This is a genomic window from Geomonas subterranea (assembly GCF_019063845.1).
In the GTDB taxonomy this organism is placed as follows: Bacteria; Desulfobacterota; Desulfuromonadia; order Geobacterales; family Geobacteraceae; genus Geomonas; species Geomonas subterranea.
Window position 1 is genome coordinate 1,332,491 of record NZ_CP077683.1, and the last position, 21,028, is coordinate 1,353,518.

At 60.3% G+C, this 21,028-nt stretch carries 19 protein-coding genes; 4 read left to right on the forward strand and 15 right to left on the reverse strand.

Annotated elements, in window-relative coordinates; all coding sequences use genetic code 11:
• Positions 1–61: 61 nt before the first annotated feature.
• From KP001_RS05760 to KP001_RS05775, 4 genes are all read right to left on the reverse strand, one after another.
• A complete protein-coding gene (locus KP001_RS05760) occupies positions 62–1,369 on the reverse strand; it encodes an FAD-binding protein (protein ID WP_217288602.1) in 1,308 nt (435 codons plus the stop codon).
• Positions 1,370–1,481: 112 nt separating this feature from the next.
• The gene (locus KP001_RS05765) at positions 1,482–2,294 is read right to left on the reverse strand and encodes an electron transfer flavoprotein subunit beta/FixA family protein (RefSeq protein WP_217288603.1); all 813 of its coding nucleotides are present in this window, start codon (positions 2,292–2,294) and stop codon (positions 1,482–1,484) included.
• 95 nt (positions 2,295–2,389) lie between these two features.
• Entirely contained in the window at positions 2,390–3,109 is a 720-nt protein-coding gene (locus KP001_RS05770; protein WP_239027907.1) for a GNAT family N-acetyltransferase, read from the reverse strand.
• 85 nt (positions 3,110–3,194) lie between these two features.
• A complete protein-coding gene (locus tag KP001_RS05775; protein WP_217288605.1) occupies positions 3,195–4,052 on the reverse strand; it encodes a radical SAM protein in 858 nt (285 codons plus the stop codon).
• A gap of 481 nt (positions 4,053–4,533) precedes the next feature.
• Between KP001_RS05775 and draG the strand changes: the two genes are divergently transcribed.
• Positions 4,534–5,460, forward strand: coding sequence for an ADP-ribosyl-[dinitrogen reductase] hydrolase (gene draG / locus KP001_RS05780; RefSeq protein ID WP_217288606.1), 927 nt, complete (start codon positions 4,534–4,536; stop codon positions 5,458–5,460).
• A 36-nt stretch (positions 5,461–5,496) separates the two neighbouring features.
• Here the strand turns inward: draG and KP001_RS05785 are convergent, their stop codons facing one another.
• The 9 genes from KP001_RS05785 to nifV all read right to left on the reverse strand — a co-directional run bounded on the left by KP001_RS05785 (position 5,497) and on the right by nifV (position 16,379).
• Positions 5,497–6,288, reverse strand: coding sequence for an NAD(+)--dinitrogen-reductase ADP-D-ribosyltransferase (locus KP001_RS05785; RefSeq protein ID WP_217288607.1), 792 nt, complete (start codon positions 6,286–6,288; stop codon positions 5,497–5,499).
• A gap of 72 nt (positions 6,289–6,360) precedes the next feature.
• Positions 6,361–6,690 (reverse strand): NifB/NifX family molybdenum-iron cluster-binding protein, encoded by a 330-nt coding sequence (locus tag KP001_RS05790; RefSeq protein ID WP_217288608.1) that lies wholly within the window; start codon positions 6,688–6,690, stop codon positions 6,361–6,363.
• Between the two features lie 226 nt (positions 6,691–6,916).
• Complete coding sequence (gene fdxB / locus KP001_RS05795) at positions 6,917–7,180, reverse strand: ferredoxin III, nif-specific (protein WP_217288609.1); 264 nt, start codon at positions 7,178–7,180, stop codon at positions 6,917–6,919.
• A 122-nt stretch (positions 7,181–7,302) separates the two neighbouring features.
• The gene (gene nifX / locus KP001_RS05800) at positions 7,303–7,692 is read right to left on the reverse strand and encodes a nitrogen fixation protein NifX (RefSeq protein WP_217288610.1); all 390 of its coding nucleotides are present in this window, start codon (positions 7,690–7,692) and stop codon (positions 7,303–7,305) included.
• Between the two features lie 54 nt (positions 7,693–7,746).
• On the reverse strand, positions 7,747–10,503 hold the full coding sequence (locus tag KP001_RS05805) for a bifunctional nitrogenase iron-molybdenum cofactor biosynthesis protein NifEN (protein ID WP_217288611.1): 2,757 nt from the start codon (positions 10,501–10,503) through the stop codon (positions 7,747–7,749).
• A 149-nt stretch (positions 10,504–10,652) separates the two neighbouring features.
• Positions 10,653–12,122, reverse strand: coding sequence for a nitrogenase molybdenum-iron protein subunit beta (nifK, locus tag KP001_RS05810; RefSeq protein WP_217288612.1), 1,470 nt, complete (start codon positions 12,120–12,122; stop codon positions 10,653–10,655).
• Between the two features lie 191 nt (positions 12,123–12,313).
• The gene (gene nifD, locus KP001_RS05815; RefSeq protein WP_217288613.1) at positions 12,314–13,759 is read right to left on the reverse strand and encodes a nitrogenase molybdenum-iron protein alpha chain; all 1,446 of its coding nucleotides are present in this window, start codon (positions 13,757–13,759) and stop codon (positions 12,314–12,316) included.
• A 193-nt stretch (positions 13,760–13,952) separates the two neighbouring features.
• Positions 13,953–14,822, reverse strand: coding sequence for a nitrogenase iron protein (gene nifH / locus KP001_RS05820; protein WP_217288614.1), 870 nt, complete (start codon positions 14,820–14,822; stop codon positions 13,953–13,955).
• Between the two features lie 414 nt (positions 14,823–15,236).
• Positions 15,237–16,379 carry a homocitrate synthase gene (gene nifV, locus KP001_RS05825; RefSeq protein WP_217288615.1) on the reverse strand — a complete coding sequence of 381 codons (1,143 nt, stop codon included), beginning with the start codon at positions 16,377–16,379 and terminating at the stop codon, positions 15,237–15,239.
• A gap of 452 nt (positions 16,380–16,831) precedes the next feature.
• Here nifV and KP001_RS05830 point away from each other — a divergent pair, with 452 nt between their 5' ends.
• The 3 genes from KP001_RS05830 to KP001_RS22190 all read left to right on the forward strand — a co-directional run bounded on the left by KP001_RS05830 (position 16,832) and on the right by KP001_RS22190 (position 19,028).
• Positions 16,832–17,767, forward strand: a complete 936-nt coding sequence (locus KP001_RS05830; RefSeq protein ID WP_217288616.1) for a hypothetical protein — start codon at positions 16,832–16,834, stop codon at positions 17,765–17,767.
• Between the two features lie 88 nt (positions 17,768–17,855).
• Positions 17,856–18,434: an antibiotic biosynthesis monooxygenase gene (locus tag KP001_RS05835; RefSeq protein ID WP_217288617.1), complete on the forward strand. Its 579-nt coding sequence runs from the start codon at positions 17,856–17,858 to the stop codon at positions 18,432–18,434.
• A gap of 459 nt (positions 18,435–18,893) precedes the next feature.
• Positions 18,894–19,028, forward strand: coding sequence for a hypothetical protein (locus KP001_RS22190; protein ID WP_275423354.1), 135 nt, complete (start codon positions 18,894–18,896; stop codon positions 19,026–19,028).
• Between the two features lie 69 nt (positions 19,029–19,097).
• On the opposite strand, the gene KP001_RS05840 is transcribed toward KP001_RS22190, so the two are convergent.
• Both KP001_RS05840 and KP001_RS05845 read right to left on the reverse strand, forming a co-directional pair.
• Entirely contained in the window at positions 19,098–19,841 is a 744-nt protein-coding gene (locus tag KP001_RS05840; protein ID WP_239027908.1) for a DUF1499 domain-containing protein, read from the reverse strand.
• A 51-nt stretch (positions 19,842–19,892) separates the two neighbouring features.
• A complete protein-coding gene (locus KP001_RS05845) occupies positions 19,893–20,909 on the reverse strand; it encodes a methyltransferase (RefSeq protein ID WP_217288619.1) in 1,017 nt (338 codons plus the stop codon).
• Positions 20,910–21,028: the final 119 nt, after the last annotated feature.

Genomic DNA, 21,028 nt, shown 5'->3' on the forward strand with positions numbered 1-21,028 from the left:
GATGTCTCACTTTGCGCCTCAGCGCCCCGGCGCCTTTTCGTTGACTGTTTTGGGGGGATGGCTATGGCCGCTGCTTCAGCTCCCGCACTCGCGCCGTCAGTGCCGGCACCACCTGGAACAGGTCCCCTATGATCCCGAAGGTGGCCACTTCGAAGATGGGCGCCTCCGCATCGCGGTTGATGGCGATGATCACGTCGGAATCCTGCATTCCAACCAGGTGCTGGATGGCGCCGGAGATGCCGCAGGCGATGTAAATCTTCGGGCGTACCGTCTTTCCCGTCTGCCCGACCTGGCGGTCCTGGGGAAGCCACCCCGCGTCGACCGCGCTACGCGACCCGCCGACGACGCCGCCCAACTCCTCGGCCAGTTCTTCCAGCATGTTGAAATTCTCCCTGGCCATCAGTCCGCGGCCGCCTGATACGATGAACTCGGCACCGGCCACGTCGACCTTGTCCTTGGCCCCTCTTTCCGTTATCACCTCCAGCACGCGGGTGAAGATGGAAGTCTCGGAGATGGTGCAGGTCTCGTGGATGACCCTGCCGGTCCTGTCGCTGTTCCGCTGAGGCATGGGCATCACGTGCGGGCGCACCGTGGCCATTTGAGGGCGGAAGCGGTCGCACATGATGGTGGCCATGATGTTGCCGCCGAAGGCAGGGCGAGTCTGCATCAGGTTTCCTTTCGCGTCGACACCAAGGCCGGTACAGTCGGCGGTGAGCCCGGTCTGGACTCGGGTCGCCACCGCCCCGGCCAGGTCGCGCCCCATGCCCGTCGCACCCATCAGCACCACTTCCGGCTTGTGCTTTTCGATGAGATGGCACATCGCCTCCAGGAAGGGCTCGGTGCGGTACTGGCGGAACACGGGGGCGTTCACCAGGTAGGCCTGGTCGGCCCCATAGCTGAAAGCGTGGCTGGCGAGGTGTTCCACACCGCTGCCGATCACTACCGCCGAGAGAGGCACTCCGAGCTGGTCGGCGAGCTCGCGCCCTGCTCCGGTCAATTCCCAGGAGACCCTGGCACCCTCGCCGTCGTTGTGCTCGATGAAGACCCAGACTCCTTTGTATGCCGAGACCTTGCGGCGGCGCTCCAGTTCTTCCTCGTCCACCTCTGCGCCGCCGTGCTTTTCAAAGCTGGCGATGATGGCGATCTCCTCCGGCGTGTAGAACATCTCCAGCGCGCCGGCCGGGCAGGCCTTGACGCACTTCACGCAGCCGATGCATTTTTCCGCCTCGATAACCGGCTCGCCCTGCTCGCTCATCTCCACGCCGTTCACCGGGCAGACGCTTTGGCAGCGCGCGCCGCAGGCAACGCACTTGCCGGGTATGACCCGTGCCTTGCCGCGCGGTTTCTTTAGTTTCACTGGTTCAGTCATGGGGCACCTTGTTAGTTGTGTCGGTATTGTCCTGTAGGGGCGAATAATCACTCGCCCTGTCCACTCTTACCTGCGGGAGGGGACGGTCGAGGTCGTTTGTGACTGGTGTTTGTTAAACCGCCAGCATGTCGCCGTCGATGAGGCGGTCGAGCAGCAGGTTGGCGGCGCCCGCCGGATCGTTCATGCCGTCGCCGATGATCTCCCCCTCCTTGCGCTCCGGAGAAAAAATCCGGCTGACCCAGGTGGGCGATCCTTTCAGCCCGACGCTGTTCACGTCCAGCCGCAGCTCTTCGTTGCTCCAGCACTCCACCTGCGCCCTGGCGGAGGAAAGCCGCATGGGCACCGTCGGGTAGCGCGGGCGGTTCAACTCGCGCACCACGGTGATCATGGCGGGGAGCCGCGCCTCGACGATCTCGTAGCGTCCCTCCAGCTTGCGGCGCACAACGATCGTCTTTTGCAACGGGTCGATCTTCTCGATCCGATCCACGAGCGTCAGCTGAGAGTACCCCAGACGCACCGCGATGCCCGGTCCCACCTGCGCGGTGTCGCCGTCTATGGTCTGCTTGCCACAAAAGACGATGCCCACTTCATCCTGCTCGCTCAATTTGCTGATGGCGGCGGCCAGGACATTGCTGGTGGAAAGCGTATCGGCCCCGCCGAAGGCACGGTCCGAAATGAGGATGCTGCGGTCGACGCCCAGCGCGAGCGCCTTCCGTAGCGTCGCTTCTGCATTGGGCGGTCCCATTGAAAGAGCAACCGCCTTGAAGCCATGGCTGTCCTTGAGGCGCAAGCTCTCCTCTAGGGCGTGGCTGTCATAGGGGTTGATGATGAACGGTATCCCGTCCCTGATAAGTGTATTGGTTACAGGATCTATCTGGACTTGCGTAGTATCGGGAACCTGCTTTATGCAGGCGACGACCAACATGCTAACCTCCTGGTGTATACGGCATTTTACTTTTGCTGCTTACTTACCGGTTTATGACATTACCGCCATACTCTTTTACCGGCTTATCCATCGTGTCACCCCATGCTACCCATGCTGCCCAGTGCGAATATCTTTTTAGGGGCGTATTGGGGACGGGCGCCGAGGTACATGAGTGTATTGCTGCCCCTGATAGAGAATCCCTTACGGGCGAGCAGCGATGCGGCCGCGACGTTACCGGCGGGAACATCGAGGAACACGGAGCCCCCGGCGGCCGCCAGGGCAAGATCGAGTAGTGGCGCCGCTTGCCCCTCGAAGAGCGCACCCCACGGCCCGAGCTGCGTTCCCTGTTCCCATTGCTGGATGCAGACAAACGAGTAAGTGCCGCAGATGACGCGCCCCCTGCCGCACGCTACACTCAACAGCGCATCGCGCCGGTCGCCCCACCCCGCGCTATCCACCTGCCGCAGCATCTCATGGTCGAGACGCGGGGAGGGTGACCATGACGGAGGCGCCCCCCCCTCCCCTACCCAGCGGTTAATGCTGTCGATGGGGAGAAAGCCGAGCTTCTTGTACAGCTCGACTCCTTTCGCCGAAGCGGTCAGCCAGACCGTTTCCACGCCAGCCTCCAGCAGAGCCTGCAACGCCCCCGTCAAAAGTTCCGTGCCGATGCCCCCCCTGCGCGCCACCGGCGCCACCAGAAGGTTCCCGATCCAGCCGCTTTTGTCGTGGCGCAGCGAGGTGACATACCCCAGCGTCTCGCCGCCTGCGCGCTTTACCAGGCACCCTTGCGGGAACGCCTGCAACAGAAACTCCATCTCCCATCTCCCGCAGATCCAGCCTTCAGCCAGAGCCATGGTGAGAAACGAGTCGACATCGGAAGGAAGAAGCGGGCCTGGCATGTCATTTCGCCGTTGTCACGGCCAACTGCAGGTTCTCGCCGATCAGCCCCACCGCGTCAGCCCGGCACTGCTTGCAGTGCTTGAACTGCCCGATGGTCTTCTCGTTGTCGCGGCGCAGCGCGTCCAGATGATCCGCGGAAGGAGGCTCGATGTGAGCGAAATCGGCCTGTGGAATCAGCGGCATGATGTTCATGACGAATGCGCCCAGCTCTTTGACCTTTCTCGAGATGAGCGGTATCTGCGCGTCATTGACACCAGGGATGAGGACCGTGTTGATCTTTATGGTCATACCCAGTTCTGCGGCCTGGCGAATCCCTTCGAGCTGGTTGCGCACCAGGAGTTCGCCCGCCTCACTGCCGCTGTAGGTCGTGCCCTGGTAATGCACGTAGGAGTAGATCTGGCCGCCGACCACCGGGTCGAGGGTGTTCAAGGTCACGGTCAGGCTGTGCAGCCCCAGCGCCTTCAGGACCGGCATCTTGTCCGGCAGCAGCAGCCCGTTGGTGCTCATGCACTTGATAAGGTCCGGAAACTCGCGGTCCACCAGTTGGAAGGTCTCGAACGTCTCGTCGTTGAAAAGTGGATCGCCGGGACCGGCAATGCCGATCACCTTGATGATGGGTCCCGTCACCGGGCTTGCCATTACCTCGCGCACCCTGACGATCGCCTCCTCCGGCGTGAGCAGCCGGCTGGTCACGCCCGGCCGCGATTCGTTGGCACAATCGTGACGTCTGGTGCAGTAGCCGCACTTGATGTTGCACTTCGGGGCCACAGCCAGGTGCATCCTGCCGTTTTTGTGGTGGTTGCCACCGAAGCAGGGATGGCCTTGAATCTTCTTCATCTTCTCGCACGAGGTTGCCATGGTATCCTCCTTGACCCGTTCCTGAAAAAGAAAATGCCCGGTCGGATCTCTATCCGCCGGGCATCGTTGCCGTCATTGTCAGATACATCGTTGTACCTTTGCCTCCTATCAGCATTTAACGTGCCACTGACAGCGCAAGGCAGTGTCTACGTTTTTTCCGACTACTCCAGTCGATGACACGGCCAGGGTGGAACTAAACAGCAAAAAGTGATAACAATCGGCGATTTAGCTGTAGCAACCGCCGCTTGCGCGCACGGCAGTGGCCCCGCCTTGAGTGTTGCCAGCAGTCTTGCTTCCTTTCACGAGCACCCCGCCTTCCGCCACCAGTGCTTCGACTAATTTTTGGGCATTGCCTAAGCTGACGGCATTCCCCCTGCTCCAACTCAGGCTCCCTATAACGCGGAAACATGGAAAACCTGAGCCCCTGCAGGGCTCATGGGTAGAGCAGGGACAACGGATTGGATATTGCAGGCTTTCGCCCATGGTCATTTCTTCTGCACATAGGGACGTTATCAGCCGGGCCCGGGGTGCCTTCATTGGCCTGGCGGTAGGTGATGCGCTCGGGGCACCGGTCGAGTTCATGACCCGTGGGGAAATCAAGGACAAGTACGGTGTGCTGAAGGAGATGGTTGGCGGCGGTTGGCTCAGGTTGAAACCTGGGCAGGTGACCGACGATACGGAGATGTCTCTATGTCTGGCCCGGGCAGCCGTAAAGGAAGGAGCCTGGAGTCTGCAGGCCGCCGCCAATCATCTGGCCGGGTGGCTCAAGTCCAAGCCGGTCGATGTCGGCGACACGTGCCGGCGCGGCATCAGGAATTACATGTTGCGCGGCGTGCTGGAGACCCCTCCCAACGAGTGGGATGGCGGCAATGGAGCGGTAATGCGGACGCTGCCTGTCGCACTCTGCACCGTCGGGAGCGATCTGTTATTGGAGCGAATCACCCTCGAGCAGGCCCACCTCACCCACAACCATCCCTACTCCGATGCAGCCTCGATATCCCTCGGGCGATTGCTGCATTTGGCGCTCACCGGGCGATCGATGCTACAACTGCGCAGGGAAGCAGACCAATTCATCGCCACTCACCCATCCTTTACTTTCGACCCGTACAAAGGGCTTGCTACGGGCTACGTGGTGGACACGATGCAGACGGTCTTTCACTGCTTCTTCCGCTCGCGCTCTTTCGAAGGGTGTATCGTCGATACTGTGAATCAAGGTGGTGACGCAGACACGACCGGTGCCATAGCAGGCGCCCTTGCCGGTGCATATTACGGAGAAGAGGCCATCCCGTCCCGGTGGAAAAAGAAACTTCCCAGGGAGTTGGTTGTTGAAATTTCCGCTCTTGCCGAACAACTGGTGTGCATGTCGCCCTTGTTGCAGGGCATGACCGGTGATGAGCGGCAACCGTAGCTGAGGAGCCCGTTGGCATTGCCCCTTTTACAGCATCTACACCGTGCACATGAGCCGCTTGACGCGGTACTCACCGCCGATGACCAGGCACTCCCCCTCACCTTTCAGAATGGAGTTGGGCAAAAGCTCGCTGTAGAAGAAAATCTTTGCCAGTGGGACCTGCACCTCCCATACGATGAACCCGAACTCCCAGGCACGCTCCTCGTCGGTGGTGAAGGAATTAAGGTTGTTGAGCCGAACGATCTCTTCCCGTTTTGATATCGTCTCCAGGACGTCGTATTCGGATCGGTCGAAGGTGCCGCGATACAAGGTGAGATGCTGACGCCCCGGATACCGTTTGGCGAGCTCGTACTGGCAGTACTCGTAGAGCAGGTCAAGCTGCGAGTTTATGGCGGAGGTGCGCGCGCTTCCCTTGGTGCGGTCTACTGCGTACTGCAGGTAGTTTTCGTCGTGAATCCCGGAGATGCGCACGTTGTGGAAAGTGGGGGCAAGCCCCATTCTGCTCTCTACCCACCCCTTCAGCACCGCCCCCTCCACCGAGTTCGAGTCCATCATCCACCCCCTGAGGAAACGGAGGTAGCTGTTTTTGAGACTCTTGCGTGCCGTGGCGGTTTCCTGCTGCCACTGGTGCAACTGGAACTTCACCGACATGTAGTCGTTGAAGACTGAAGCGCGTTCATCGTGCGCCGCGATGCCATCAAGCTTGTCGAAGAAAAACCGGTTCACCGCGCGTACCCCCTGGATTTCCAAGGGCTGCGGGTTGTCGTTGAAGTGGCGAGAGGCGATGACCCAGGGGGGGAGGTTGCAGTGGTTGAATGAATTCTCCATTGAATCACCACTAAAGCAGATTGAGATTAAGGCTAAGGTTGAGATGAAAAACGCACTCTGCAGAGGCAGCTATTACAAGATCCTGACAAGATCCTTCAGAATCGGCTCTATCTCGCCTTCGACCACGTACGGCTCGACGCCAAGACGTTCGAGTTCCATCCTGGGAGCTTCGCCTATCATGGAACAGACCACGGCGCGACACCCCTCGAGGGCGACGGCGGTGTCTTTCAAGGTGTGGGCGCGCAGCGGGTGCTCCGGGTCGAAACGGCAGTATTTCTCGACGGGCCGCTCCTCCAGGAAAGTAACTGCGTCGTCTTCGACCCGGTAAATGAGGAAGCGCTCAACGTGCCCGAAGTGCTGATTAATTTCCTTACCATCCCTGGATGCAACCGCGAATAACATGAAGACCTCCGATTAATCCTACGCTGAACCTCCCCTCTTCCTTGGTGAGAGGGTGCCTGGAGGGCGGGTGAGGAAGTTGACTTAAACTGCAGGGTTGGCACTGGCAACGCCCTCACCCCTACCCCTCTCCCAGAGGGAGAGGGGGTGACAATTTCTGCAGGGGGTGACGTACTCTCCCTCTGGCAGGGGGGGGACGTACTCTCCCAAATCCTGCGACTGCGAGGTGTTACGCCTCTACCGGCGCGAAGCTGAAGCACTTCTTGGAGCAGGTCCGGCCGCAGGCCCCGCATCCGATACAGTTGCCAGGATTCTCGACTTTCATGAACATCTTCGCCGAATCGTCCTCGTCCAGCTCTTCGAAGCTCAGCACGTCATGAGCGCAAACCTTGTAACAGCGGCCACAGCCGATGCAGGTTTCGTCGTCGATGGAGACGATGAATTCAGGGGTCCACTCTTTCCTGCTTTTGGTCAAACCGGTAATAAAAGCCATGATGATTCTCCTTTGTTTATTGGTCATATTTGCTTGGATGTCCCCTCCCCTGGAGGGGGAGGGTCAGGGAGGGGAACGCGCCCCCCCTCCTTCACCAGCTTCCACCCTCCAAGCGAAGGCTATCAGTCATCTTCGAGGAACGATCCCACCTGGTCCTTGTTCATGGCCTTGCGCAGCCAGGGTGGCGGGTTGCCGCGCAGCACCTCCTGCATCTTCTCGATCGACTCCTTGAGACCCACCTCGACGTTGGTCTTCATCGGGTGGATGCGTTTGGCCACAAGCTTGGCAGCAGCAGGCCCGCCGATCTGCATCGTATAGACGATTGCGCAGCCCGAGAGCAGGTTGGCCCTGGCGGCGATACGGTCCTCTTCGTCGCTGCCGTGTTCACTCACGGAGACGGTCTGGATGTAATGCGCCTCTTCCGGGCCCACCTCCCAAATGTGGAAGGACTCCGCCTGGCCGAAATGCATATCGATGGTTTCGCCCGTGCTGGTTGTAAAAGCGATCTTCATAGCTCGGTCTCCTTGAAAGCGGGTTAAGGTTGAGGTCAAAACCTCAACCTGCTTCTAATTGTGCGCCAGCTTCTGGGCTTCCTTTGCGTTGGCCTGGAAGATGTTGGCCAGCTCGAAAATCAGGTTCAGCGTTCCCTGGTACCCCACCCACATCTTGTGGTGCGCGCCGAGCCGGTCGAAAACCGGCATCCCGGTCCTTAGGTGCGCGCCGATTCCGAGCTTCTTTGCCGCCTGACGACCGTTGGAGTTGGCGACCAGGAGGTCCGCACCCGCCGCACTCTGCTCCAGGTCTTCCAGATCTCCGACAAACAGGTTCTCAACCGGCAACAGGTCAAGCCCCCGCGTCCTGGTTGCTGCGATGGCTACCTGTATGTCGCAGCCGAGGCTTGCGAGGAAATTGGTCATTCCCTTCAGATGGTCCGCCTCCAGCGCCAGAGCGATCTTCTTCTGCCCGAACTGGTAGTGGCAGTCGACCATGGCGTCCATGAGGCGGCTTCTCCAGCGCTTGAGCTGCTCCGGAATCGGACGGCCAGAGATCGCAGCGAGGGTCGTCATCAGGAGGTCGGACTCGACGAGGCCGGTGATGGAGGTGAACCCGTAGCCCGGAATGCCGAATCTGTCCTTGAGGATTCCGGCGGCGTCGGCGAGCGAATCGCCGAAGTACAGCGTGGCCACGCTCCTGCCGGCAGCCTTGATCCTGTCGACGCCGACTCCTCCTACCGACAAGGCCGACACGGTGGTGCCGATGTGGCCGTCCAGCGCGTTGGAAATGTCCGGGACCACGAGAGGATCCAGTCCGAACGCCCGGCAAAGCTCAGCGATTTCCTCGACTTCTGCTGGCGTCAACTGGCATCCGGGGAGAATATTCACCTGTCCAGGTATGGGGATGTCCCCTTCCGGGACCGTCAGGACGATCGCTTCGACGGCAGCGGCATACCCTTCCTGCATGGAGCCGCAGTAATCAGGGGTCGAGGCGTGGATCACCGGAATGTGATCGTGCTCAGGATGCGCCTCGCGGAACTGAACGATGGCGCTTCTGACGTCGTCGCCCATGGTCTCGGTGAGCCCCGTGGTCATCACCCCCACCACCGCAGGCTTGAATTTCTCCATGACCCGGTTCAGGCCGATCTTCACGTTCTCCCAACCGCCGAAGATGGCGGCATCCTCACTCATGCTGGTCGAGTTGAGGGCGATGGACTCCTTGAAGTGCCGGGAGAGCTGCAGCCTAATGAAAGTGGAGCATCCCTGCGCGCCGTGCAAAAGGCCCAGCATCCCGTCTATACCGAGATAGGCCAGCGTCGCCCCCAGCGCCGGGGAGTTCTTTTGCGGGTTCACTGTCGCGTTCTTGCTGGGCACCTTGACCCGCGATCCCTTCATATCGAGGGAGGCCATCCTGTCCGCGTGTCCCGAGGTCACGGCCAGGTCAGCTTCCAGCGCTGCGGCATCCTTCTCCCACGGCGCCCTGGCGTTGAGAGCAGGCCAACTGGGGTTATTCACCGTCAGATCAAGCTGCTTCGCGAAGGTCACCATGCCTGCGTATCCCGCGTAGGGATGCGAGCGGCCGTGGTTGATATCGAGGAAAGGGGTCTTGGTTTTCAGGGCCAGGTACTTGGTCTTGCCCCCGGCCACGATCAGGTCTGGGAGCTTGTCATACATGACCGAGAGTAGCCCCGCCGTGCTGGTGTCGGTGATGATGGAGGCGTCCTCGTGCATCAGCGCCTTCATCCGGTAGAAGTCCTCCAGGGTCGAGTTCTGGGTGCCGGCGGCGAGTATCTCGACCCCGAGTTCCGCCAGTGCGTTCACCATGGACCAGGTCTTCACCCCACCCGTGAACAGCACCGCCCTCTTCCCTTCCAGGCGCGCCCGGTAAGGAGCAAGTTCGGCGCGGCAGGCGGCCTCGCTTTCGGCTATCAGCCTCTCCACCCGGTCCTGCATCACCCTTTTTTCCAGACCATTCACGCGGTCGTCGAGTTCGCGCGCGATGTCCCGCAACGCCTTAGCGACGTCGGTCATGCCGTAGAAGGATTCCTCGAGATACGGGATACCGTAATCCTTCTGCATCTTCTTGGCGAGGTTGGTCAGGCTCTTGGAGCAGACGATGACGTTCAGTTTCGCGCGGTGCGCGTAACGCAGCTCCTCGAACTTGGCATCGCCGCTGATGCAGGATAGGACGCGGATCCCGAGCCGGTCGAAGAGCGGCAGCATACCCCACAGGTCGCCTGCGATGTTGTATTCGCCGATGAGGTTGATGTCGTAGTCGGTGGTGTACTCGGGCTCGGCGGTCCCGATCACGTATTTGAAGAGAGTTTCGCCGGCAAGGCGGTTGCCGATGTTCTTGTCACCGATGAAGCCCGGGGTGTTCACCGGGATCACCGGGACGCTCACCTTGTCACTGGCGGCCTTGCAGACGGCCTCGATATCGTCGCCGGTCATAGAGGTAACGCAGGTGGCGTACACGAAGATCGCCTTCGCCTCCGGGTAGCGCGCGGCCAGTTCCTGGATGGCGCGGTAGAGTTTCTTTTCGCCGCCGAAGATCACGTCGTTTTGCAGCATCTCCGTGGTGAAGCCGCGGCGGTAGAGCTGGGAATCCGAGGAGCGGGCGCCGCGGTTGTCCCAGGAGTTCCCGGCGCAGGCGATGGGACCGTGCACCAGGTGAATTACGTCCGTGATGGGCATGAGGACCACGCGCGCGCCGTCGTAAGCGCAACTGCGTTCAGTCCCCTCCCCCGGTTCGGACTTTTTGCAGAACTTGGGAGCCCCAGCGTCGTGTGTTTCGCAATCTGTCGTGTCGTACCAATCCGGCTTCGCCATTGGAGCCTCCTTTCCTTTGCGGGGCTGAAACCGTTAGCCACGGAGAACTTCTGAGTACTTCTGAGAAAACCAAAAGAAGTTGTTTAAAACCCTAAGCTTCTGCCTCTCTCAGATTTTCTCCGTGACCTCCGTGGCTAACGGTTTTGGTTTTAACGCATCATCTCGAACTGCCTGTCGTCGCAGGTCTCGTCGACGACGTCGATGAACTTGTTGCAGATGGTGGACATCATGTTCATGACGCCCTGGTAGCCGATGAGCGGCTCGCGGTGCAGGTTCACCCTGTCGAAGATGGGGAAGCCGAAGCGGAACAGCGGCACCTTGGCGTCGCGCGCCGCAAACTTGCCGTGGGTGTCGCCGATGATGGCATCCACCGGTTCGGTCATCACGAGGCTCCGCAGGTGCCAGAGATCCTTGTTGACGTAAACCTTCCCTTCCTTGCCAAACGGCGAGGAGTCGAGCAGCGCCTGCAACTCCTTCTCCAGCTTCTTCGTTCCCTTGGAGCAGAGCACATGGGTCGGCTTTGCGCCCACCTCGAGCAGGAAGGAGACCAGGCCGAGCAGGTAATCGGGATCGCCGTAGACCGCGAACTTCTTGCCGTGAATGTACTGGTGCGCGTCGGTCAGGAGGTCGACCGCATGGCCACGCTCCTCCTTGAGCGACGCGGGGATCGGCTTGCCCGTGAGCTCGGAGAGCTTCAACAAAAAGGCGTCGGTCTTGGCGATACCGAAGGGCATCGGGATGCTGGCGTGCTTGCCGGAGTAGTTGTCCTTGAGCCAGCCGTAGGTCTTGGCGGTGGAGTAGGTCCCAAGGGCCAGGGTGACCTTCCCGTTCACGGAGTCGGCCGCGTCCTCGAGCTTGGTCCCCCCGGGGTACGGACGGTAGGTCCCGTCGTTCGGGGAGTCGAAGACATCGGAGATATCGGCCAGGACGGTGTAGGGGATGCCGAATGCCTCGAGAATCCGCTTGTACTCCCTGATGTTACCCGTGTTCGCATCGAAGCCCGGGAGCAGGTTCAGCTTCCCGGTGCAGCGCCCTTCCACCTTTTTCCCCTGGGTGAGGGTCTGCAGGATGGCAAGCAGCATGGCGTCGTAGCCGTGGATGTGCGAGCCGTTGAAGCTCGGGGTGTTGGCGTACGGGATGGGGAGATCGTTCGGGACGAATCCTTTAATACGGGCGTTCTTGATGAAGGCGGTCAGGTCGTCGCCGATGATCTCCGGCATGCACGAGGTGAAGACCGAGATCATCTTCGGCTTGTACAGCTTGTAGCTGTTCTCGAGACCTTCGTGCAGGTTGTTCTGGCCGCCGAACACGGCGCCGTCCTCGGTCATCGCGTCGGAAACCGCCGGAGCCGGCTCGCGGAAATGCCGGTTCAGGGTGGAGCGGTAGTAGGAGGCGCACCCCTGGGAACCGTGCACGAAGGGGAGGCTTCCCTCGAAGCCGTGGGCTGCCAGCTCCGCACCGAGCGGCTGACAGGCGTGGGCCGGGTTGATCACCAGCGCCTGGCGCGCGAAGTTCTTCTCCTTGTATTCCTCGGTATTGATCCAGGCCGCCACCCTGTTCACTTCAGCTTCAGGTATTTCGGTGACCGGCTTGACTTTTAGTCCAAGATTGTTTGCCATTGCATATCTCCTTTGGCGCGAGACTCATCCGTCACACCGCCATGCAGTTAGGTCTATTCCCCTCCCCTTGCGGGAGGGGGTTAGGGGGTGGGGGTAGGTGCCAGAGCCTGCTCCGCTTGCGGCTTCACCCACCCCCCTGCCCCCTCCCGTCAAGGGAGGGGGAGCTGTCTCAGAGCCAAAGTTGGTCAGCCCTAGAACGGCGCCTCTACCAGTTTCCATGTCGGGCTGTTGACCGCCATGTCGATGTCGCGGGCGAAAATCGGGAACCCCTTGTAGCCGTGATAGGGGCCGGAGTAGTCCCAGCTGTGCATCTGGCGGAACGGGATGGCCATCTTCTGGAACAGGTACTTCTCCTTTATGCCGGAGCCGATCAGGTCGGGCTTAAGGATGTGGGCGAAGTGCTCCATCTCGATCTCGGAGGCGTCGTCGTAAACGACTGTGGCATCAGGCATTTCGGACGCGGTCCTGTCGTAATCGTCGGTGTGGGCGAACTCGTAGCCGGAACCGACGCAGGTCATGCCGAGGTCCTCGTAGGCGTTGATGGTGTGGCGGGGGCGCAGACCGCCCACGTAGAGCATCACCTTCTTGCCGTCCAGGCGCGGCTTGTACTCCTCGATGATCGCCTGCATCTGCGGATCGTATTTCGCGATCACCGCCTCGACCTTCTCCTTGATGCTGTCGTCGAAGAGTTCGGCAAGTTTTCTCAGGCTTTCCCTGATCTTGGTCGGGCCGAAAAAGTTGAGCTCGATCCAGGGGATGCCGTATTTCTCCTCCATGACCTTGCACATGTAGTTCATGGAACGGTAGCAGTGGATCACGTTCAGCTTCACCTGGTGCGTGGCCGCGATGCGGTCCATCTCGCCATCGCCGGTCCAGACCGCCTTGACGTTGAACCCGCACTCCTCGAGCAGAGGCTTGGTGGACCATGCGTCACCGCCGATGTTGTACTCGCCGATGAGAGCGATGTCGTAGGGGCCGACCGGCTCCGGGAACTCGCGGGTCTCGATGATGTAATCACGGATGGTGTCGTTGGATATGTGGTGCCCCAGGGACTGGGAAACACCGCGGAATCCCTCGCAGTTACAGGGTATGACGGGAATGTCCAGTTCCTTCGAGGCTACCTTGGCGACCTGATTGATGTCGTCGCCGATCAGGCCGACCGGGCATTCGGAGAGAACCGAGATCCCCTTCGCCAGCGGGAAAAGATCCTTCGCTTCCTGGAGCAGCGTGGCGAGTTTCTTGTCGCCGCCGTAGACGACGTCCTTCTCCTGAAAGTCGGAGGTGAACTGCATCGGGAAACTGTTGACGCCGGTAATGCCGCTCATGAGGTTACGCCGGGTTCCCCAGGAGTACCAGCCGCAGCCGACGGGGCCGTGCGATACGTGCACCATGTCGCGGATCGGGCCCCATACCACCCCCTTGGCGCCTGCGTAGGCGCAGCCGCGGGCGCTCATCACGCCGGGGACGGTCTTCTTGTTCGATTTCACGCAGGCCGAACCGGAAGCCTGGTCGTTGGGGGCGAGGTGCGCGGCGCGCTTTTTCTTCCCCTTCTCGGGATAGAGCTCCAGGACCTCGTTGATCATGGCCTGGGTGGACTCTTTGGTGATTCCTTCTACTGTCTTGATTTCAGTGGACATAAGTTCCCTCCGGCTCCGGTTGCCCGGGCTCGCAGTTATTGGTGATCCCCCTCCCCTGCTCCGCATACCCTCGCCCTACGGGAGAGGGTGGCCGAAGGCCGGGTGAGGGCGTTGGCAGGAGTGAGATGACAGCTACAGGATGGCCCTCACCCCGCCCCTCTCCGAAAGGGAGAGGGAGTAAACGGGCGGTTGGCTACTTCGTTGCCGCCTCTGCCACCCCGACCACCGACTCGTCGTCGGCTTCCATGATGCCGAACTCCATCAACAGTTCCTCGAGTTCGTCCATGGTGAGCGGGGTCGGCACCACCAGCATCTTGTTCTCGTAGATCTTGCGGGCCAGTTCGCGGTACTCTTCGGCCTGCTTGTGCTCCGGGGAGTACTCGATGACGGTCATCCTTCTCAGCTCTGCGCGCTGGACCTGGTTGTCGCGGGGGACGAAGTGGATCATCTGGGTGCCGAGCTTGGCGGCGAGCGCCTCGATCAGTTCGTCCTCGCGGTCCGTGTTGCGCGAGTTGCAGATCAGTCCGCCGAGACGGACCTTGCCGGAGGTGGCGTACTTCAGAATTCCCTTGGCGATGTTGTTGGCGGCGTACATGGCCATCATCTCGCCGGAACAGACGATGTAGATCTCCTCCGCCTTGTTCTCACGGATCGGCATGGCGAACCCGCCGCAGACGACGTCGCCCAGAACGTCGTAGAAGACGAAGTCGAGGTCAGGGGTGTAGGCGCCGTTCTCCTCGAGGAAGTTGATGGCGGTGATGACGCCACGCCCTGCACATCCCACACCCGGCTCCGGACCGCCGGACTCGACGCACTTGACGTCGCCGTAGCCGACCTTGAGCACGTCCTCGAGTTCGAGATCCTCGACGGTGCCGAGCTCGCGAACCAGGTCCATGACGGTGGACTGGGCCTTGGCGTGGAGGATCAGACGGGTGGAGTCAGCTTTGGGGTCGCAGCCGACGATCATGACCTTCTTACCGAGGGATGCCAGACCTGCCACAGTGTTCTGGGTGGTGGTGGATTTGCCGATGCCGCCTTTGCCGTAGATCGCGATCTGTCTCATGTTCCTTCTCCTTTTTTTGTGCCCCGCTGCCGCCGCCGTCCTTGCGGTGACCGCTCGACCGACTTCGTCAGCCACTCTGACAAACCCTTCGGTCTCGTCCGATCTCCTCCGGTCCGGTTGTGGCACGGGGCTCTTTTGGTTTCGAGGCGAATTCCAATAAAAAAGGGCGCACCGTATTGCTACGGTGGCGCCCTTGCCTTCTTCTCTACTTGGAATACCTCGCTGTATCCCTATTCGGTTTTGATCTTACCTTTTGCAGCTACCGTGCCAAACTGTAACTTGCTACTTTTGCTTACGTATATCGTTTACAATTTGCCGATTCCGTAACATGTCGAGCTGTTCATCGAGGCATCTGCCTAAGTATTGTGCACCTTCTGGGGGGGCAGCTTCGACCGCACCGCTCACCGTTCCGGTCTATGCCGCAAGGGAGACGGAGCGCGCCTGGTGCAGCTTTACCAGGTCCTTCTCGCCAAGCGGGCCCTTGATGCGCTGCGCGGTGTGGCGCACCAGCGCCATCAATTCCTGCGCCTCGGCGCGGGTGATCGGGATACCGATCTGGCGGTAGCTCTCAACGATCCCGTTGGTGCCGGAGTGCTTGCCGGCCACGATGTGCCTGGCGAGCCCCACCTCCTCCGGCGGGAATACCTCGTAGTTTCGGGGATCCTTCAACACGCCGTCCGCGTGCAGCCCGGATTCGTGGGAGAAGACCTTTTCCCCCACCACCGCCTTCCAGGCTGGCACTTCGCGGTTGGAGGCCCGCCCTACCAGTCTCGAAACCGCGCGCAATCGCCTGGTGTCGATGCCGACGTCGACGCCGCAGGCGACCTTCAACGCCATCACGACCTCTTCGAGCGCCGCGTTGCCGGCGCGCTCCCCGAGACCGTTCACCGTCGTGCTGATGTAGCGCGCCCCTCCCCTGACACCGGCAAGCGCGTTTGCCGCGGCAAGACCCAGATCGTTGTGCGTATGAACCTCGATATCCAGCTCAGGCACAGCGGTCGTTAGGCGCGCCACCTTCTCGCACATGGCGAAGGGGTCGAGGATGCCCAGCGTGTCACAGTAACGGAACCGGTCGGCGCCGTTATCGCGGGCGGTACGCATCAACTCGATGAGGAACTCGCCGTCGGCGCGGCTGGCATCCTCACCACCGACACAGACGTACAGCCCCTTCTCCTTGGCGAAGCCGAGCGCGCGCTTGAGCTGTTCCTGCACCCAGTCTCTGCTTTTGTTGATCTTGTGACGGATCATGATGTCCGAGACGCTCAACGAGATATCCACGGCGCCTATGCCGCAGGCGATGCTCGCCTCGATGTCCGGGATCAGGGCGCGGTTCCAGGTGATGAGGCGGGCCGACAACCCCAGATTGACCAGAGCCCGGATTGAGTCGCGCTCCTCCTCGCCCATGGCCGGAATGCCGCACTCAAGTTCGTGCACGCCCATGGCGTCAAGGTGCCTGGCGATGGCGATCTTCTCGCGGGTGCTGAAGACGACCCCTGCCGTCTGTTCGCCGTCGCGCAACGTGGTGTCACCGATAAAAACTTTCGCTTGCTCACCCATGTCGCCTCCTTCCGAAGCACAAGCTCCGTTTCCAAAGCGTAGCGGGCGCCGTTGCCCTTGAACTGCCGTGAAGCATTCACCTTGAAGAGCAGGAGCTGTGCCAGTGGGAACAAACGAGCCAGTATACGCGAACCACTGGCGACTCATGTTGCCGGATTCAAACATAAAATGACTTTATGATGGTGCGGGCCTGCAGGCGTGGCACTACAAGGAGTGGGCGGCAAATCAGGACGCAGCTCGCCTAAATTTGCGGCAATAGCCCGCGCGGGAAGCGTGAGAGCAGGCACCGCCCCTTTCCCGTGGAGCTGCTACTTTATGCCAACCTCACCGGGGGAGGAATGCCGCCTCTTTGATATTTTTCGTTGTTCATCATTAATTGAGATGTTATTCTGCCGCGATTGCTGCTCGAGATTCACCCGTCATTGCAATGCATTGAACAAAGGAGAGATGAGATGATTGAGAAGTTTGCCAAAGTAATAACGGTGGTAACTGTGCTGGTGGCGTTGGCTGGATGTGGCGGCGGTGGCGGCGACACCTCGGGCTACACGGGGAAGACCTCTGCTAGCGCCCTGACGGTCAGCAATGCAACCGAGATGTCGATCGATGTCGTCGACGGTTATGGTAGCCTGTCGGCATTAGGAGGGATTGCAAAGAGCGTTGCCGGAACTCCGGAAGGCTCGCTCACGATAAAGGAACTCGCCGACATCTTTGATAGAAGCGTCTCCTCCGTGGTTCAGAAACCGGCCGTGGCCAAGACTGTAGCGGAAACTACCAGTGGAAGCCAACCAGGATACAGCGGTTCGTTCAGCTACACCGGTTCTTTCGATCCTGCGACCGGAAGGCTGGCGGCAACCTTCACTTATAATGCCTACCAGGCGAGTGCTGATTCCGCCTATATTTCGGGCAGCGTGTCCGTCAACGGCTATGTGTCCCAAGAGAGTGGAGAGCTGGAGCGGCTGACCATCGTTATCAATTCCCTGCAGATCGGAGGAATTGGAGTGAATCACGGTGCCGACTCAGGGCCGGTGATCACGGTGAAAGGCAAGATGACTCTCGTCAATGGTGTTGACCAAACCATCACCGTGTCCATGATCTTCACCGAGGGCACCAGCGGCAGGACGTACTGGTACAAGGATTTCACCACAGTCGTCTCTACTGGTACGACGACCATGCAGGGAACCTTCTACCACCCAGATCACGGCTATGTCGTGCTGACCACACTGACCCCGCTTTCCAACACCACCACCGCCTATGGGGATCCTATTTCAGGTCAACTTCTGTTCACCGGGGGGAGCGGATCGAAAGTTCGCCTTACCTATACCGGTACCGGTATCGGTTACTTGCTTGAATTGGATGCGGCAGGGACCGGAAGCTACACCGCGTTGTAATCATCATGTTCTGACAACACGGTAGGCGCGGAAGGGGTGCATGTATGGCACCCCTTCCCTTTTCAAGGGTATCCGGGGGAGAGACTGCATGGGTAAAGAGGAGAACTCTCTGCAGAACGTCCAGCAGGGCGCTACGGTCGTCATAACCCACCGCGTGAAAGACGGGCAACAGGAAGGATACAACGACTGGCTGGAAGAAATTGGTCCCTTGTGCAGGGCGTCCCTCGGCCATCTCGACTGGCATATAGTTCGCCCCATTGCCGGCCTGTCCGAAACCTACACCATAATGATCCGTTTCGACACGGTGGAACACCTGCAAGGATGGATGAATTCGGAGGAGCGCCGGCGGCTGATCGAGAAAGTGCGCCCTCTCCTCGCGGGGGATGACGATTTCTTCGTTCGCAGCGGACTCGACTTCTGGTTCACCCCGCTGGGAGCGAAGGCAAGAGTGCCGGTCCGCTGGAAGCAGTTTCTCGTGACATGGTCGGCCATCTTCCCGCTGGCGTCATGCGTGCCGCTCGTCGTGGTTCCGCTATTACGGTGGATCGGGGTCCCCTCTCTTTCCTACCTTGACGCCCTGCTCGTTTCCGGTGTGATCGTTTTCCTCATGGTCTACCTGGTCATGCCGCGCTATACCCGGCTGGTGCAACGCTGGCTTTTTGACTGATAACCTCAACCGCTCCGCTCCCCGTCGTCGGCCCAAATTTCCCGCTAGTAGTGTCTTACAGCTCCGAATAGACATGGGCATTCAGAACCCGTCTCCGACAAATGGCTGATGGCCCAAGCCTTTGCTTGCCACTCCCTCTTGGAAACTTGCATTTCCCCTGGTGAAACTGAAAGAACGTGCGCGCCTGAACGTAGTTCCAGCGCCAGGCATTGATCATGGTGGAGCTGATTTTGTTCCTGCGCTGATTAAGTTCATTAACTGTGATCCAAGTTACATCTATACAAGACATTTTACTTCAATCTTCACGTATACGGCGAGGATGCTTTCAGTCTCATGGTGTGGCGTGCAACGTCATTAGCTGTAAAGGAGGACGTGATGGCTTCCAAGGATCGCAGCAGCGGTGCCAGGTTGGACTCGGCGGATTTTTGCGTTTTACAGGTGCAACTTTCAAGGGGGTCGGTGGCAAGCTCCCCCCCGCAGATGCACTTCATGACGGTCGACAATCGCATGGAGACCCTCGACTTCGTGCAGAACAACATGGATTTGTGCGCGAAGAACATCCTCAAACTGCTCCGGGGCAAAGGCGACAAATAAAAATCCCCGGGAGTTCCCCGGGGATCGATAGCGCCATAACCCGTCGCCGGCAGCAATCCTGCACCTGCCTTACTTTCGCCCGAGCGCTATCTTGGCGATGAAAGCGCGCATCCGCTTCGCATTGGTGCCGAGGTCGGAAATGCCGACCCGCGACACGGAGCGGATGTCCAGCAGCGACCGGTCCCCGGCCGGGACGATGCGGATCACGATGTCGTCCTTGAAGCCGAACCACCTGGTGGTATCGGTTGCCTCTATGGTCCCTTCCGCCGGGCGTTCAGCCACGATATCCCACCCAAGTTCCCTTACCGTCAGCAGTGCCGTCTTGTACGCCTCGTTGGCCGGCAGCGCCAAAACGACAGTCTTCAATTCCGGGTACGCCTTCATCTGCTGGGTGGCGACCTCCACCCCGCCATACCTGACGGCCGCACGTCGCTCGGTGCTGATGGCGACGAAGCGCGGGGGATTGTTGAGGTCGGTGCTTATGTCATGGATGCGCGGATAGTTTTGAGCCTGGACCTTCCAGTACAGCGGGATGCCAAACGCGATCAGGGCGAGGATAAGGGCGATCAGTGACACGAAGATCCCCTTGAAGTGCCTTCTTCTGACCGAGATCACGCTCGAGGCGAGCGCGACGACGGCGCATCCCAATCCTGTGTAGCCTGCCGCCTTGATCATGGAGAAGCCGGTCTTGAAGTTCCAGACGTTAAGCCTGGCACCGGGGCCGGAGGCGAAGAGCAGCAGCATCGCGAACGCGGCGCAGGCAACCGCAAAAAGCGGCAACACCATCGCGGTGCTGCGGACGGAAGTTTTCATCTCCTCCTGTTCCATATCGCCTCCCTTCCCTGCTGATAGTTGCCCCTCTCCTTACCGCCCCCCCTTCTCAGGCACGATACCGGCAATGACTCCAGCGCCGTTGGGTAGTTCGATGGGGAGACGACGCACCCCGGTCGCCCCTGCGTGCTCCAGCATGGCGAAGAGTTCCCCCTGGCTGTAGGACTGCCCCTCCGGCGTTCCCAGCAGCATGTTCAGCGAGAAAAGCGCGGGGAAGACCGGCGCGTCTCTCTTGTCGTCCAGCACGAACTCCTGGATCAGGATCAGCCCGCCGGGTTCAAGGGCGGATACGGTCTTTTTCAAGACCCTGGCGCACGCATCGGGACCGATCCCGTGCAGCACATGCGACAGCCAGGCCACGTCGAACCCCTCAGGCAGGTCGTCCTGCTCGAAATCAGCGGCGACGAAACCGATGCGGTCGGAGAGCCCGAAACGCGCCACGGTCTCTTCAGCGAAGCTCCTGGTGGTCGGGAGGTCGCAGATAACGGCATCCAGTCGGGGGTTGTGACGGCAGAAGTGAATGGCGTAGGTGCCGGGGCCGCCTCCCAGGTCGAGCAGGCGCCGGCGTCCTTGCAAATCGATCTGGGGGACGATCCTGGGGGCGATCATCATCGCCAGGTTGAACATCCCCATCAGGAAACTCTCTCTCGAGCTCTCCACATCCTCATGGGAAACCCGTTCCCGGACCGGCTGTCCCGATTTTACCGCCTGGTCAAGCCGGCTCCATCCCCCCACGAGGTGGTGGTGGTGCATGATGATATGCCCGAGATACTCCGGCGAGGTGCGGCTCAGAAACGTGGAGGAAAAGGGGGTGGCCGCGTACTGCCGGTCTTTCTTCTCCAGTAGACCGAGGGCGGCTAGCGCGTCCAGCAGCATGGCGAGCCCGCGCGCATCGCAATCAAGGGTACCGGCCAGTTCGGCGGCACTCATCGGGGCCGAGGCGAGCGGGGTAAAGAGGTTCAGCTTGACCCCGGCGTGCAGGGTGCAGGTGCTCCAGTATCCACCCGACAATTCCAGAAGTGTTGCCGGCGTCCATTCTTTCAACTCCATTCTCCCCTCCCTGAAAAGCATCCCGAGCCCCCGGGGCCCACATGAAACATGGCGATGCTGCTGTAATCATTAAACGTGGCAAGTCTACCCGCCAGCGGAAGCAGCGTCAAGCAGGCGTA

What these genes read in the sequence shown, in the direction of transcription:
- KP001_RS05760 (WP_217288602.1), bottom strand. Translation starts at nt 1,369, where the DNA reads ATGACTGAACCAGTGAAACTAAAGAAACCGCGCGGCAAGGCACGGGTC.
- KP001_RS05765 (WP_217288603.1), bottom strand. Translation starts at nt 2,294, where the DNA reads ATGTTGGTCGTCGCCTGCATAAAGCAGGTTCCCGATACTACGCAAGTC.
- KP001_RS05770 (WP_239027907.1), bottom strand. Translation starts at nt 3,109, where the DNA reads ATGGAGTTTCTGTTGCAGGCGTTCCCGCAAGGGTGCCTGGTAAAGCGC.
- KP001_RS05775 (WP_217288605.1), bottom strand. Translation starts at nt 4,052, where the DNA reads ATGGCAACCTCGTGCGAGAAGATGAAGAAGATTCAAGGCCATCCCTGC.
- draG (WP_217288606.1), top strand. Translation starts at nt 4,534, where the DNA reads ATGGTCATTTCTTCTGCACATAGGGACGTTATCAGCCGGGCCCGGGGT.
- KP001_RS05785 (WP_217288607.1), bottom strand. Translation starts at nt 6,288, where the DNA reads ATGGAGAATTCATTCAACCACTGCAACCTCCCCCCCTGGGTCATCGCC.
- KP001_RS05790 (WP_217288608.1), bottom strand. Translation starts at nt 6,690, where the DNA reads ATGTTATTCGCGGTTGCATCCAGGGATGGTAAGGAAATTAATCAGCAC.
- fdxB (WP_217288609.1), bottom strand. Translation starts at nt 7,180, where the DNA reads ATGGCTTTTATTACCGGTTTGACCAAAAGCAGGAAAGAGTGGACCCCT.
- nifX (WP_217288610.1), bottom strand. Translation starts at nt 7,692, where the DNA reads ATGAAGATCGCTTTTACAACCAGCACGGGCGAAACCATCGATATGCAT.
- KP001_RS05805 (WP_217288611.1), bottom strand. Translation starts at nt 10,503, where the DNA reads ATGGCGAAGCCGGATTGGTACGACACGACAGATTGCGAAACACACGAC.
- nifK (WP_217288612.1), bottom strand. Translation starts at nt 12,122, where the DNA reads ATGGCAAACAATCTTGGACTAAAAGTCAAGCCGGTCACCGAAATACCT.
- nifD (WP_217288613.1), bottom strand. Translation starts at nt 13,759, where the DNA reads ATGTCCACTGAAATCAAGACAGTAGAAGGAATCACCAAAGAGTCCACC.
- nifH (WP_217288614.1), bottom strand. Translation starts at nt 14,822, where the DNA reads ATGAGACAGATCGCGATCTACGGCAAAGGCGGCATCGGCAAATCCACC.
- nifV (WP_217288615.1), bottom strand. Translation starts at nt 16,379, where the DNA reads ATGGGTGAGCAAGCGAAAGTTTTTATCGGTGACACCACGTTGCGCGAC.
- KP001_RS05830 (WP_217288616.1), top strand. Translation starts at nt 16,832, where the DNA reads ATGATTGAGAAGTTTGCCAAAGTAATAACGGTGGTAACTGTGCTGGTG.
- KP001_RS05835 (WP_217288617.1), top strand. Translation starts at nt 17,856, where the DNA reads ATGGGTAAAGAGGAGAACTCTCTGCAGAACGTCCAGCAGGGCGCTACG.
- KP001_RS05840 (WP_239027908.1), bottom strand. Translation starts at nt 19,841, where the DNA reads ATGAAAACTTCCGTCCGCAGCACCGCGATGGTGTTGCCGCTTTTTGCG.
- KP001_RS05845 (WP_217288619.1), bottom strand. Translation starts at nt 20,909, where the DNA reads ATGGAGTTGAAAGAATGGACGCCGGCAACACTTCTGGAATTGTCGGGT.